Origin of the sequence: Clostridium sp. 1001270J_160509_D11, assembly GCF_015667935.1 — a bacterium.
In the GTDB taxonomy this organism is placed as follows: Bacteria; Bacillota; Clostridia; order Peptostreptococcales; family Peptostreptococcaceae; genus Intestinibacter.
In genome coordinates this window covers 1-14,865 of sequence record NZ_JADPET010000071.1, presented here as the reverse complement: position 1 = coordinate 14,865, position 14,865 = coordinate 1, and the positions used below count along the sequence as shown (strand labels likewise).

13 protein-coding genes and 1 other annotated feature are annotated in these 14,865 nt (G+C 33.6%); all 13 genes read left to right on the top strand.

Going from position 1 to position 14,865, the window contains the following annotated elements:
- Positions 1-293 precede the first annotated feature (293 nt).
- A complete protein-coding gene (rpmG, locus tag I4U58_RS08130; protein ID WP_195930798.1) occupies positions 294-443 on the top strand; it encodes a 50S ribosomal protein L33 in 150 nt (49 codons plus the stop codon).
- A 27-nt stretch (positions 444-470) separates the two neighbouring features.
- The gene (gene secE / locus I4U58_RS08125) at positions 471-695 is read left to right on the top strand and encodes a preprotein translocase subunit SecE (protein WP_195930797.1); all 225 of its coding nucleotides are present in this window, start codon (positions 471-473) and stop codon (positions 693-695) included.
- A gap of 17 nt (positions 696-712) precedes the next feature.
- Positions 713-1,252 (top strand): transcription termination/antitermination protein NusG, encoded by a 540-nt coding sequence (gene nusG, locus I4U58_RS08120; protein ID WP_195930796.1) that lies wholly within the window; start codon positions 713-715, stop codon positions 1,250-1,252.
- A 30-nt stretch (positions 1,253-1,282) separates the two neighbouring features.
- Positions 1,283-1,708 (top strand): 50S ribosomal protein L11, encoded by a 426-nt coding sequence (rplK, locus tag I4U58_RS08115; protein ID WP_195930795.1) that lies wholly within the window; start codon positions 1,283-1,285, stop codon positions 1,706-1,708.
- Between the two features lie 68 nt (positions 1,709-1,776).
- Positions 1,777-2,475 (top strand): 50S ribosomal protein L1, encoded by a 699-nt coding sequence (gene rplA, locus I4U58_RS08110; protein WP_195930794.1) that lies wholly within the window; start codon positions 1,777-1,779, stop codon positions 2,473-2,475.
- A gap of 50 nt (positions 2,476-2,525) precedes the next feature.
- Positions 2,526-2,654 (top strand) — a sequence feature (ribosomal protein L10 leader region).
- 33 nt (positions 2,655-2,687) lie between these two features.
- The gene (gene rplJ / locus I4U58_RS08105; protein WP_195930793.1) at positions 2,688-3,191 is read left to right on the top strand and encodes a 50S ribosomal protein L10; all 504 of its coding nucleotides are present in this window, start codon (positions 2,688-2,690) and stop codon (positions 3,189-3,191) included.
- A 70-nt stretch (positions 3,192-3,261) separates the two neighbouring features.
- The gene (gene rplL / locus I4U58_RS08100; protein WP_195930792.1) at positions 3,262-3,627 is read left to right on the top strand and encodes a 50S ribosomal protein L7/L12; all 366 of its coding nucleotides are present in this window, start codon (positions 3,262-3,264) and stop codon (positions 3,625-3,627) included.
- Positions 3,628-3,992: 365 nt separating this feature from the next.
- Positions 3,993-7,715 (top strand): DNA-directed RNA polymerase subunit beta, encoded by a 3,723-nt coding sequence (gene rpoB / locus I4U58_RS08095; protein WP_195930791.1) that lies wholly within the window; start codon positions 3,993-3,995, stop codon positions 7,713-7,715.
- A gap of 42 nt (positions 7,716-7,757) precedes the next feature.
- Positions 7,758-11,252 (top strand): DNA-directed RNA polymerase subunit beta', encoded by a 3,495-nt coding sequence (gene rpoC / locus I4U58_RS08090; protein ID WP_195930790.1) that lies wholly within the window; start codon positions 7,758-7,760, stop codon positions 11,250-11,252.
- A gap of 257 nt (positions 11,253-11,509) precedes the next feature.
- On the top strand, positions 11,510-11,932 hold the full coding sequence (rpsL, locus tag I4U58_RS08085) for a 30S ribosomal protein S12 (protein ID WP_007285281.1): 423 nt from the start codon (positions 11,510-11,512) through the stop codon (positions 11,930-11,932).
- A gap of 132 nt (positions 11,933-12,064) precedes the next feature.
- Positions 12,065-12,535, top strand: a complete 471-nt coding sequence (gene rpsG, locus I4U58_RS08080; protein ID WP_007285282.1) for a 30S ribosomal protein S7 — start codon at positions 12,065-12,067, stop codon at positions 12,533-12,535.
- Between the two features lie 66 nt (positions 12,536-12,601).
- Positions 12,602-14,668 (top strand): elongation factor G, encoded by a 2,067-nt coding sequence (fusA, locus tag I4U58_RS08075; RefSeq protein ID WP_195930789.1) that lies wholly within the window; start codon positions 12,602-12,604, stop codon positions 14,666-14,668.
- Positions 14,669-14,762: 94 nt separating this feature from the next.
- The coding region (locus I4U58_RS08070) for a GTP-binding protein (RefSeq protein WP_195930788.1) at positions 14,763-14,865 on the top strand (103 nt) is incomplete at its 3' end.

The following is a 14,865-nucleotide window of genomic DNA, read 5'->3' as shown; positions in this document are numbered from 1 at the left end:
AAGATTCGCTATAAGAGAAGGTGGTAGAACAGTAGCATCTGGTGTTGTAGCATCTATAATAGAATAATCTATAATAGGATAATTAATTTTTCAGATATATAGAGAAAAGAGGGGTTTTTTGACTCCTCTTTTTTTAGTAAATAAACAAACAAAAACATTGACACAACTTTAAATTTGTGATAACTTATACAAAGTAATGGTTAAAGGAAGGTAATAGTATTTTGATAATTAATTTCAAAATATTATATAACAATATATATATATTATTGTATTAAAAGTTGGAGGTGTAGCAAATGAGAGTAAGAGTTACTTTAGCATGTTCTGAATGCAAACAAAGAAACTACAACACTACAAAAAACAAAAAAAATAACCCAGACAGAATAGAATTAAAAAAATATTGTAAATTCTGTAAAAAACATACTACTCATAAAGAAACAAAATAGTTATATTTTAAGGATGTGAGTAATATTATGAAAACTCAGGAAGTCAAAAAAAATGAATCTACTAAGAAAAGATTCAGTTTAGTTACTTATATTAAGGAAACTATAGCAGAATTAAAAAGAGTAACTTGGTCAACTAAGACAGAGTTACTAAAGAACACAGGTATAGTTTTAGCTACAATTATTTCGTTTACTATTTTAGTATGGGCCTTAGATACGCTTCTATCAGGAGCCTTAGCGCTAATAATAAAATAGAAAAAAGGAGAATGTAAATGTCGGAAATACAAGATGCAAAATGGTATGTAGTTCATACTTATTCAGGACATGAAAATAAAGTTAAAGCTACCATAGAAAATACAGTTAAAAACAGGGGAATGGAAGATTATATAAAACAAGTCATTGTCCCTACTGAAGATGTAATTGAAACTACAAAAACAGGAAAAGAAAAAGTAAGACAAAGAAAAATATACCCAAGTTACGTTCTTATCAACATGATAATAACTGACGAATCATGGTATATTGTAAGAAATACAAAAGGTGTTACGGGATTCGTAGGACCAGGATCTAAACCAGTTCCACTAAGTGAAGAAGAAGTTAAGTCTATGGGTATCGACTTAGATAAAATAGGCGAAAAACGTACTGAAATCGAAGTTGGTGAAGTAATCAACGTTCGTGACGGTTTATTCAAAGGACAAAGCGGAATTGTAAAAGAGATCGATCTTAAAAACGAGACAGTAAAAGTGTGCATGAATTCATCTACTGGTAATGAAGTATCATTAGAATTGGATTTAAAAAGCATAGAAACAATATAGTTGGAAGAAATTTGAGGAGGTGCGATCAATATGGCTAAAAAAGTTATAGGTCAAATAAAATTACAAATACCTGCAGGAAAGGCTACTCCAGCTCCACCAGTTGGTCCAGCATTAGGGCAACACGGAGTTAACATAATGGGATTCACTAAAGAATTCAATGCTAAAACTGCAGATCAAGCAGGAATGATAATACCAGTTGTTATAACTGTATACCAAGATAGATCATTCTCATTCATAACAAAAACTCCACCTGCTGCAGTATTACTTAAAAAAGCTGCTGGTTTAGATAGAGCTTCAGGTGAGCCAAATAAAAACAAAGTTGCAACATTAACTTCAGCTCAAATAAGAGAAATAGCTGAATTAAAAATGCCTGACTTAAATGCTGCATCAGTAGAAGCTGCAATGAGCATGGTAGCTGGTACTGCTAGAAGTATGGGTATCGTAGTAGAAGACTAATTTTAATTAGACACTTCGTTAGAAGTGGGAGGCGAATGCCGACAATAACCACAAGGAGGATTTATAAAATGGCTAAAAAAAGCAAAAAATATGTAGAAGCATTAGGAAAAATAGATAGAAACAGATTATATGATTCTAAAGAAGCTTTAACTTTAGTAAGTGAAATAGCTACTGCTAAATTCGATGAAACTGTTGAAGCTCACGTTAAATTAGGTGTTGACTCAAGACACGCTGATCAACAAGTTAGAGGTGCAATAGTATTACCTCACGGAACTGGTAAAACTAAAAAAGTTTTAGTTTTCGCTAAAGGTGAAAAAGCTAAAGAAGCAGAAGCTGCAGGAGCAGATTTCGTAGGTGCTGAAGACTTAGTACAAAAAATACAAAAAGAAAACTGGTTCGATTTTGATGTAGTAGTTGCTACTCCAGACATGATGGGTGTAGTAGGTAGATTAGGTAGAGTATTAGGACCAAAAGGTTTAATGCCAAACCCAAAATCAGGAACAGTTACATTCGACGTTACTAAAGCTGTTGAAGAAATAAAAGCTGGTAAAGTTGAATACAGATTAGACAAAAACAACATAATCCACGTTGCTATAGGTAAAGTATCTTTCGGTGGAGAAAAATTAGCTGAAAACTTCAACGTTTTAATGAACGCTATAATAAAAGCTAAACCATCTGCTGCTAAAGGTCAATACTTAAGAAGTGTAACAGTTACTTCAACTATGGGACCTGGAGTAAAAATAAATCCTGCAAGAGTATCTGAATAATATTTATTGACATAGTCAAACACAAATGTTATAATATCTCTTGTTGATGTTAAAAACGAATAGATTTGCCGTAGACAGTAGGTGCGAGAGCTTAATTTCCTGCCGAGGTTTTAGATAAATGAAACTAGAGCTTTTATGTCTACCATTGTGTTAGAAATAAAAGCTTTTTTAATTGTACGGTGAATATACTTTTGCGAAGGAGGTGCACACTGATGAGAGAAGCTATACAAATGAAATCACAAGTTGTTGCTGAAATAGTTGAAAAACTACAAAAATCATCTTCTACAATAGTTGTTGACTACAAAGGTTTAACTGTTGAAGAAGTTACAGAGTTAAGAAAGAAAATGAGAGAAGCTGGTGTTGAATACAAAGTTTATAAAAACACTTTAGTAAGAAGAGCTGCTAAAGAAGTTGGAATAGCTGAATTCAACGATGAGTTATTAGTTGGAACTAATGCTATAGCATTCGGTTATGACGATCCAATAGCTCCAGCTAGAGTTATAAAAGAATTTATGGATGCTCATCCAAAAATGCAATTAAAAATGGGTGTAGTAGAAGGAACATTCTACAACGAAGCTCAAATAGTTGAGTTCGCAAATATACCACCAAGAGAAGTTCTTCTTGCAAAATTACTTGGAAGCTTAAAAGCTCCAATGTCAAACTTCGTATATTTACTAGATGCTCTAGTGAAAAAACAAGAAGGTCAAGAAGCTTAATTGTCAGTTAAATTTAGAAAATAAGATTATAAATAATAAAAATTAGTGAAAAAATTCGGAGGTGCTAAAAATGACAATAGAACAAATATTAGAAGCTATAGAACAAATGAAAGTTACAGAATTAAATGAATTAGTAAAAGCTGCTGAAGAAAAATTCGGTGTATCTGCTTCTGCTCCAGTAATGGTTGCTGGTGCTGCTGGTGGAGCTGCTGCTGCTGAAGAAAAAACTGAATTCGATGTAATATTAGCAGGTGCTGGTTCATCAAAAGTTGGAGTTATAAAAGCAGTTAGAGAAGTAACTGGTTTAGGATTAAAAGATGCTAAAGATTTAGTAGACAACGCTCCTAAAACTCTTAAAGAAGGAGCTTCTAAAGAAGAAGCTGAACAAATAAAAGAAAAATTAGAAGCTGCTGGTGCATCAGTAGAACTTAAATAATTTTTTTAAGAAAAAGGTGTCTCGGTAGGACACCTTTTTTGAATTTATTAATAAATTTAAGAAATAAAGTTGAGAATAGAGAATATAAGGCAACCTCGTTTTGTATTCTCTATTCTCAACTTTATAAAAAAATTACGAAAAAATGGAATTAATACATAAAATTATGTGCATACTAAATAGAGTAAGGTTTTTATGCATATTTGTTTATTTTAATTTCAATATATATAGTATATAAATTTGAAGATATATAAATTTTAAATTATATACTATGTAATATTGAAAAAAAATAAGAAATGTGCTAAAATTACTAGATGCGTTTAGTATGACAATGGTTTTATTTTTAATTATTGAGAGGTGAAAAGTGAATGCCATATCCTGTCACGATAGGTAAGAGAAAGAGAATGAGCTTTTCTAAAATAAAGGAAATAGCTGATTTACCAAATCTTATAGAAATACAAGTAGATTCTTATAAGTGGTTTTTAGAAGAAGGTTTAAAAGAAGTTTTTAATGATATTTCTCCAATTGAGGATTATACAGGTAATTTAATATTAGAGTTCGTAGATTACTCTCTAGATGATAAGCCTAAATATGACATTGAAGAATGTAAAGAAAGAGATGCTACATATTGTGCGCCTCTAAAAGTAAAAGTAAGACTTATTAATAAAGAAACTGGAGAAATAAAAGAACAAGAAGTATTTATGGGAGACTTCCCGCTAATGACAGAGAGAGGGACTTTCGTAATAAACGGAGCGGAAAGAGTTATCGTAAGTCAATTAGTTAGATCACCTGGTGTATATTATGCTCTAGAAAGAGATAAAACTGGTAAAAAACTAATATCTTCTACTGTTATACCTAATAGAGGTGCTTGGTTAGAATATGAAACTGATTCTAATGACGTTATTTCTGTTAGAGTGGATAGAACAAGAAAACAACCAGTTACAGTATTATTAAGAGCTTTAGGAATAGGAACAAATGCTGAAATAATAGAACTTTTAGGTGAAGATGAAAGACTAATGGCAACATTAGAAAAAGACAACACTACAAATGTTGAGGAAGGTTTAGTTGAAATTTATAAAAAATTAAGACCAGGCGAACCACCAACAGTTGAAAGTGCATCTTCATTAATCAATGCATTGTTCTTTGATGCAAAAAGATACGATTTAGCAAAAGTAGGTAGATATAAATTCAATAAAAAACTTGCTTTAGCTTATAGAATAATGAATAGAGTAGCTTATGACGATATAATCAACCCAGAAACTGGAGAAGTTTTCGTAAAAGCTGATGAAAAAATAAGTTATGATGATGCTTGGAAGATACAAAATTCAGGTATTAACACAGTTACTATAAAAACTGACGAAGATAAAAAAGTCAAAGTAATAGGAAATAACTTTGTTGATATAAAAGCACATATAGATTTTGATATAGATGATTTAAATATAAAAGAAAAAGTTCACTATCCAACATTAAAAGAAATTTTAGATGAATATAGTGATGAAGAAGAAATAAAAGAAAGCATTAAAATAAGAAGAAAAGAATTAATTCCTAAACATATATTATTAGACGACATAATTGCGTCTATAAGTTATGAATTCAACCTATTCTTCGGTATAGGAAACATAGATGATATAGATCATTTAGGTAACAGAAGAATAAGATCAGTTGGGGAATTATTACAAAACCAAGTTAGAATTGGTCTTTCAAGAATGGAAAGAGTTATAAGAGAAAGAATGACTGTTCAAGACATGGAAGCTATAACTCCACAAGCATTAGTGAACATAAGACCAGTTTCAGCAGCTATCAAAGAATTCTTTGGTAGTTCACAGTTATCTCAGTTCATGGACCAAACTAACCCATTATCTGAATTAACACATAAAAGAAGATTATCAGCATTAGGACCAGGAGGTCTTTCAAGAGAAAGAGCTGGATTCGAAGTGCGTGACGTTCATCATTCTCACTACGGTAGAATGTGTCCGATAGAGACTCCAGAGGGACCAAATATCGGTCTTATAAACTCACTGAGTACTTATGCTAAAATAAATGAGTATGGATTCATCGAATCTCCTTACAGAAAATATGATAAAGAAACAGGAAAAATGACAGATGAGATACATTATCTTACTGCAGATGAAGAAGATTTATTCATAAGAGTGCAAGCAAATGAACCATTAAATGAAGATGGTAGCTTCATAAACTCAAAGGTTGTATGTAGAACTGTAAATGGTACAGTTGAACTTGTTCCAACTGAAAGAGTTGACTTCATGGATATATCTCCTAAACAAGTTGTATCTATAGCAACTGCTATGATACCATTCCTTGAAAATGACGATGCCAATAGAGCCCTAATGGGAGCCAACATGCAACGTCAAGCAGTGCCTCTAATGAGAAGAGAAGCACCAATCATAGGTACAGGAGTTGAGTACAGAGCTGCAAAAGACTCTGGTGCTGTTGTTGTTGCTAAAAACAGTGGTATAGCTGAAAGAGTAACAGCTGATGAAATAATAATCAAAAGAGAAGACGGAAATAGAGATAGATATAAATTACTTAAATTCAAGCGTTCAAACCACGGTACTTGTATAAACCAAACACCTATCATAAACAAAGGTGAAGAAGTTAAAGTAGGTGATGTTATAGCCGATGGTCCAGCTACAGATTTAGGTGAAATAGCATTAGGTAGAAACTGCTTAATCGCGTTTATGACTTGGGAAGGTTATAACTACGAGGATGCCGTTTTAATTAATGAAAGACTTGTAAAAGAAGATAGATTATCAACTATTCATATAGAAGAATATGAATGTGAAGCTAGAGATACAAAACTAGGACCAGAAGAAATAACTAAAGATATACCAAACGTTGGTGAAAGTGCAATCAAAAACTTAGACGACAGAGGTATAATCAGAATAGGTGCTGAAGTAGATTCAGGAGATATATTAGTTGGTAAAGTAACTCCAAAAGGAGAAACTGAACTTACTGCTGAAGAAAGATTACTTCGTGCAATCTTCGGTGAAAAAGCTAGAGAAGTTAGAGATACATCTCTAAAAGTACCTCATGGTGAATCAGGTATAATAGTTGACGTTAAAGTCTTTACAAGAGAAAATGGTGATGATTTATCACCAGGTGTAAACGAATTAGTTAGATGTTATATAGCTAAGAAGAGAAAAATAAAAGTCGGAGATAAAATGGCCGGACGTCATGGTAACAAAGGGGTTATCTCAAGAGTATTACCAGAAGAAGACATGCCATTTATGGAAGACGGAACACCTATGGATATAGTTCTGAATCCACAAGGTATACCATCTCGTATGAATATCGGTCAGGTACTTGAAATGCACTTAGGACTTGCTGCTAAGAAATTAGGATGGCATGTTGCTACATCAGTATTTGATGGTGCAAAAGAAACTGATATAATGGATGCTTTAGAAGAAGCAGGTTACCCAAGAGACGGTAAATTAACATTATATGATGGTAGAACAGGTGACACATTTGATAACAGAATAACAGTAGGATACATGTACTACTTAAAACTACATCACTTAGTTGATGAAAAATTACATGCAAGAAGTACAGGACCATACTCACTAGTAACTCAACAACCACTTGGTGGTAAGGCACAATTCGGTGGACAAAGATTCGGTGAGATGGAGGTTTGGGCTCTAGAAGCATACGGAGCTGCACACATACTTCAAGAAATACTTACTGTTAAATCAGACGACGTAGTAGGTCGTGTAAGAACTTATGAAGCAATAGTTAAAGGTGAAAACATTCCTGAACCAGGAATACCTGAATCATTCAAAGTTCTTATAAAAGAACTTCAAAGTTTATGTCTTGATGTTAAAGTTCTTAGTGAAGAAGACGAAGAACTAGAAGTTAGAGAATCAACTGATTTAGATGATGAAGTTGATGGAAACTTCGAATTAAGTCTAGTTAGCGATGAAAGAGAAGTTGAGGAATCTCACGTTATAGAAGATCTTGATGATGCTGACGAAGATTTAGTAGAAGATATGGATTATGATGTTGAAGAAGTAGACGATAATTTAAATTTTGATTTCAGTGGCTTTGGCGATGAAGACAACAGTGATTTTGAAATATAGTTTTATAATAAAATAAATATCAAATAGAAGGGAGAGAACTCCTTGTTTGAATTAAACAATTTCGAGTCGATAAAAATAGGTTTAGCCTCTCCAGAACGTATAAGAGAATGGTCTAGAGGAGAAGTTAAAAAACCAGAAACAATTAATTACCGTACTTTAAAACCAGAAAAAGACGGTCTATTCTGTGAAAGAATATTTGGACCACAAAAAGACTGGGAATGTCATTGTGGAAAATATAGAAGAGTTAGATACAAAGGTGTAGTTTGTGATAGATGTGGCGTAGAAGTTACAAAATCTAAAGTAAGAAGAGAAAGAATGGGACATATAGAGCTTGCAGCTCCTATGTCTCATATCTGGTACTTCAAAGGGATCCCAAGTAGAATGGGTCTATTATTAGACATGTCTCCAAGATCTCTTGAAAAAATACTATACTTTGCTTCATATGTAGTTATAGATCCAGGCGAAACTGGACTAAACGAAAAACAATTATTAACTGAAAAAGAATTTAGAAGTAATTACGAAAAATACGGAAATACTTTTGAAGTTGGTATGGGTGCTGAAGCAGTTAAAAAATTATTAATGAAAATTGACCTTGAACAAGAAAGTAAATTATTAAGAGATGATTTAAAAGACAGTACAGGTCAAAAAAGAGTTAGAACAATAAGAAGATTAGAAGTAGTAGAAGCATTCAAAAAATCAGGAAATAAACCTGAATGGATGATTCTTGAAGCTATTCCAGTAATCCCACCAGATTTAAGACCAATGGTTCAATTAGATGGTGGTAGATTCGCTACTTCTGACTTAAATGACTTATATAGAAGAGTTATAAACAGAAATAACAGATTAAAAAGATTATTAGAGCTTGGAGCTCCTGACATCATCGTTAGAAATGAAAAAAGAATGCTTCAAGAAGCAGTAGATGCTCTAATAGACAATGGTAGAAGAGGTAGACCAGTTACTGGACCAGGAAATAGACCATTAAAATCTTTATCAGACATGCTTAAAGGTAAACAAGGTCGTTTCCGTCAAAACTTACTTGGTAAACGTGTTGACTACTCAGGACGTTCAGTTATAGTTGTTGGACCAGATCTTAAATTCTACCAATGTGGTATTCCAAGAAAAATGGCTCTTGAATTATTCAAACCATTCGTAATGGATAAATTAGTTAAAGAAGGTTATGCACATAATATAAAAAGTGCTAAATCATTAGTAGAAAAAGTAAAACCAGAAGTATGGGATGTTCTTGAAGAAGTAATTAAGAGCCATCCAGTTTTACTTAACCGTGCCCCTACTCTTCATAGATTAGGTATACAAGCATTTGAACCAGTTTTAGTTGAAGGTAAAGCTATAAGATTACATCCACTAGCTTGTACAGCATACAATGCCGACTTCGACGGTGACCAAATGGCGGTACACGTACCTTTATCAGTAGAAGCACAAGCAGAAGCAAGATTCTTAATGCTTTCTGTAAATAATATACTTGCTCCAAAAGATGGTTCTCCAATAACTACTCCATCTCAAGATATGGTTCTAGGATGTTACTACTTAACAATAGAATCTCAAGGAGGAGAAAAAGGAACTGGAACAGTATTCAAAGACTTCAACGAATTAATGATGGCTTACCAAACTAAAGCCGTTGAATTACACTCAACAGTAAAAATGAGAATTGTTTTAGAAGATGGTAGAGTTGGAATAACAGAAAGTACTGTAGGTAGATTCATATTCAATGAAAATATACCTCAAGACTTAGGATTCGTAAACAGAGAAGAAGATCCATTCGGATTAGAAATAGATTACTTAGTTGATAAAAAAGCTTTAGGTAAGATAATAGATAAATGTTTCAGAAGACATGGAAACACTATAACTGCTGAAGTTTTAGACCATATTAAATCACTAGGATTTAAATATTCAACTATAGGTGGTATAACAGTTGCAGTTGCTGATATGAAAATACCTGCAACAAAACAAGCATTAATCAAAGATGCTGAAGTACAAGTTGAAAAATACGAAAAAGTATTCAGAAGAGGTTTAATCTCTGACGAAGAAAGATACGAAAAAGTTATAGATACTTGGACTAAAACAACTGAAAAAGTTACAGACGAGCTAATGAATGGTCTTGAAAGAATGAACAACATTTACATCATGGCACATTCAGGAGCCAGAGGTTCTAAGAACCAGATAAGACAGTTAGCTGGTATGCGTGGTCTGATGGCCAATGCATCTGGTAAAACAGTTGAAATCCCAGTTAAATCTAACTTCCGTGAAGGGTTATCAGTAATGGAATACTTCACATCTTCACACGGTGCCAGAAAAGGGTTAGCCGATACAGCGCTACGTACAGCCGATTCAGGTTACTTAACAAGAAGACTTGTTGACGTCAGTCAAGATGTTATAGTTAGAGATTATGACTGTGGTACTAAAGAAACAACAGAAATCTTTGCTATAAAAGATGGAAATGAAGCAATAGAAGATTTATATGATAGAATAGTAGGAAGATACACTAGAGATGCTATACTTCACCCAGAAACTGGAGAAGTATTAGTAGAAGCAGACACAATGATACAAGAAGACGATGCTGAAGCTATAATAAATGCAGGTATCGAAAAAGTTAACATAAGAACTGTTCTTAACTGTAAAACTCATCATGGTGTTTGTTCTAAGTGTTACGGTAGAAACTTAGCTACTGGTAAAGAAGTTAATATCGGTGAAGCTGTTGGTATAATCGCAGCTCAATCAATCGGTGAACCTGGTACTCAGCTTACAATGCGTACATTCCATACAGGTGGGGTTGCCGGAGGAGATATAACTCAAGGTCTTCCAAGGGTTGAAGAACTTTTCGAAGCTAGAAAACCAAAAGGTTTAGCTATAATATCTGAAATAACTGGTAGAGTTGAAATAGACGAAACTGGTAAGAGAAAAGAAGTTATAGTAGTACCTAAAGAAGGTGAAAGAGAAGTTTACCAAATACCATATGGATCAAGAGTCAGAGTAAAACAAGGTCAACTTGTTGAAGCTGGTGATCCACTTACTCAAGGTTCTATAAATCCACACGATATAGTTAGAGTTAAAGGTATCGGCGGAGTTCAAGAATACATCGTTAAAGAAGTTCAAAGAGTGTATAGACTTCAAGGGGTTGATATCAACGATAAACATATAGAAGTAATTGTTAGACAAATGCTATCTAAAGTTAAAGTTGAAGATCCAGGAGATACAGATTTATTACCAGGTGGTTATGAAGATGTATTAACATTCCAAGAATGTAACGAAGAAGCTGAATCTCAAGGATTAAGACCAGCTGTTGCTAAGAGAGTTTTACTTGGTATAACTAAAGCATCTCTTGCTACAGATTCATTCCTATCAGCAGCATCATTCCAAGAAACTACAAGAGTTTTAACAGAAGCTGCTATAAAAGGTAAAGAAGACCACCTAATAGGACTTAAAGAAAATGTTATATTAGGTAAATTAATACCAGCAGGAACAGGAATGAAAAAATACAGAAACATAGCAGTTGAAAAAATAGAAGAAGAATCTTTATAAGAATTGTTATATAAACATTCTTGACATGTACTGTATGTGATGTTAAAATGTAAAAGTGCGAATTTAAAAGTTTACTCTAAATTACTGTTTAGGGTAAACTTTTAAGTGAGCTTTAATATAATTAAAGAACTATTAAGTACCAAACTATTAAATGTTTGTGTATGTAACGAACATTTAACTACGGAAATCGGTAGGAATATCCGATTTAGTTGGCGATCATTAAAAGATCGAAATTTTAGAAGAGGGAGGTGCCGATGATGCCAACAATTAACCAATTAGTTCGTAAGAGTAGAAAAGACTTATTAAAAAAATCTACTGCTCCAGCATTACAAAAGAGTTACAACTCTTTAAACAAAAAAACAACTGATGCAAGTTCACCACAAAAAAGAGGAGTTTGTACTTCAGTAAAAACAGTTACTCCTAAAAAACCTAACTCAGCTTTAAGAAAAGTTGCCAGAGTTAAGTTAACAAACGGAATAGAAGTTTCTGCTTATATACCAGGAGAAGGACACAACTTACAAGAGCATAGTGTTGTTCTTATAAGAGGAGGAAGAGTTAAAGACCTTCCAGGGGTTAGATACCATATATTAAGAGGTACATTAGATACTGCAGGTGTTGATAAGAGAATGCAAGCAAGATCTAAATATGGTGCTAAAAAACCTAAAGCTGCTAAAAAATAGATAATAGAGTTTACTAAATTGAAATATTATAGTGCGGTGCTTTAAATATATATATATTTATGGCATACGGCATTGTGATAATATGTCGAGTACCTATGATTTAAGATAAAAATAATTAAGGAGGGAAGCAAAATGCCAAGAAAAGGTAATGTTCCAAAAAGAGACGTATTACCAGATCCAGTATACGGAAGTAAGGTAGTTACAAAATTAATAAATAACTTAATGATAGACGGAAAAAAAGGAAAAGCACAAAAAATAGTTTATGATGCTTTTGATATAATAGCTGAAAAAACTGGAGAAGAAGCTTTAGAAGTATTCAACAAAGCTATGGATAACATAATGCCAGTTTTAGAAGTAAAAGCTAGAAGAGTTGGTGGAGCTAACTACCAAGTTCCAATAGAAGTTAGACCAGACAGAAGACAAACTTTAGGTCTTAGATGGTTAGTAACATACACAAGAGCTCGTGGGGAAAAAGGTATGGTAGAAAAACTTGCGAGAGAAATAATGGATGCTGCAAACAATACAGGAGCATCAGTTAAGAAAAGAGAAGATACTCATAAAATGGCTGAAGCAAATAAAGCATTTGCTCACTACAGATTCTAATTTGATTCTAATATAAGAATTCAACTAGGATTTACGAAATATTAGAGATATCTAAGGAGGATAACCATGGCTAGAAATTTTCCTTTGGAAAGAACTAGAAATATAGGAATCATGGCTCATATAGATGCAGGGAAAACTACAACTACTGAAAGAATCCTGTTCTACACTGGGCGTACACATAAAATAGGAGAAACTCACGAAGGAGCTTCTCAAATGGACTGGATGGAGCAAGAAAAAGAAAGAGGTATAACAATAACTTCTGCTGCTACAACTACTACTTGGAAAGATCATAGAATAAACATAATAGATACTCCAGGACACGTAGACTTCACAGTTGAGGTTGAAAGATCTCTTAGAGTTCTTGACGGTTCAGTTGCTGTTTTCTGTGCTAAAGGTGGGGTTGAACCTCAATCTGAAAACGTATGGAGACAAGCTGAAACTTACAAAGTTCCAAGAATAGCATTCGTTAACAAAATGGATATACTTGGTGCTAACTTCTACAACGTTGTAGAAATGATGAAAGACAGACTAGGTTCTAATGCTGTACCTGTACAATTACCAATAGGTAAAGAAGATACATTCCAAGGTATAATAGACTTAGTTAAAATGGACGCTATAATATACGAAGATGATCTTGGTACTGTTATGGACGAAACTGAAATCCCTGCAGATATGAAAGAAATAGCTGCTGAGTGGAGAGAAAAATTAGTTGAAGCAGTTGCTGAAACTGATGAAGAATTAATGATGAAATATCTTGAAGGTGAAGAATTCACTGAAGAAGAAATAAAAGCTGCTATAAGAAAAGCTACTATAGCATGTGAAATGAACCCAGTATTCTGTGGTACTGCTTACAGAAACAAAGGTGTTCAACCAGTTATAGATGCTGTTATAGACTACTTACCAGCTCCAACTGATATACCTGCTATAAAAGGTGTATTACCAGATGGAACTGAAGCTGAAAGACATGCTTCTGATGAAGAACCATTCTCAGCATTAGCATTCAAAATAATGACTGACCCATTCGTTGGTAAATTAGCATTCTTCAGAGTTTACTCTGGTACTTTAGAATCTGGTTCTTACGTATTAAATGCTACTAAGAACAAGAGAGAAAGAATAGGACGTATCCTACAAATGCATGCTAATACAAGACAAGAAATAACTGAAGTTTATGCAGGAGATATAGCTGCTGCAGTAGGTTTAAAAGATACTACAACTGGAGATACTTTATGTGATCCAAACAATGCTATCATACTTGAATCTATGGAATTCCCTGAACCAGTTATAGACGTAGCTATAGAGCCAAAATCTAAAGCTGCTCAAGAAAAAATGGGTACTGCTCTTCAAAAATTAGCTGAAGAGGATCCAACTTTCAGAGTTAGAACTGACGAAGAAACTGGACAAACTATAATCGGTGGTATGGGTGAGTTACACTTAGAAATCATCGTTGATAGATTATTAAGAGAGTTCAAAGTTGAAGCAAATGTTGGTGCTCCACAAGTTGCTTACAGAGAAACAATAACTAAACCAGTTGATGTTGAGTACAAATACTCTAAACAATCAGGTGGTAGAGGACAATACGGACACGTTAAACTTAGAGTTACTCCACAAGAGCCAGGTGCTGGATACGTATTCGAAAACAAAACTGTTGGTGGATCTGTTCCTAAAGAATATGTTGGACCAACTGATATGGGTATCCAAGGTGCTATGCAAGCCGGTGTTGTTGCAGGTTATCCTGTAGTTGACGTTGCTGTTGAATTATACGATGGTTCTTACCATGAAGTCGATTCATCAGAAATGGCATTCAAAATGGCTGGTTCAATGGCTATGAAGGAAGCTTTAAAGAAAGGTGATTCAGTATTACTTGAACCATACTTCAAAGTTGAAGTTGTTACTCCAGAAGAATACATGGGAGATGTTATGGGTGGAATAAACTCTAAGAGAGGTTTAATCCAAGGTATGGAAGCTAGAGCAGGTGCACAAGTTATAAATGCATTCGTTCCACTTTCAGAAATGTTCGGTTACTCAACTGAATTAAGATCTACTACTCAAGGTAGAGCTACTTACACTATGATATTCGACCACTACGAACAAGTTCCAGCTGGTGTAGCTAAAAAAATAGCTGAAGGTAGATAATATCTATTTAAATAAAAAATAAATAAAAGACGAGGATTCGTCCTCGTCTTATAAAAAATATATAAACAAAATAATTACTTAGGAGGATTTCAAAATGGCAAAGGCTAAATTCGAAAGAAATAAACCACATGTTAATATAGGAACTATCGGACACGTTGACCACGGTAAAACTACATTAACAGCTGCAATAACAAAAA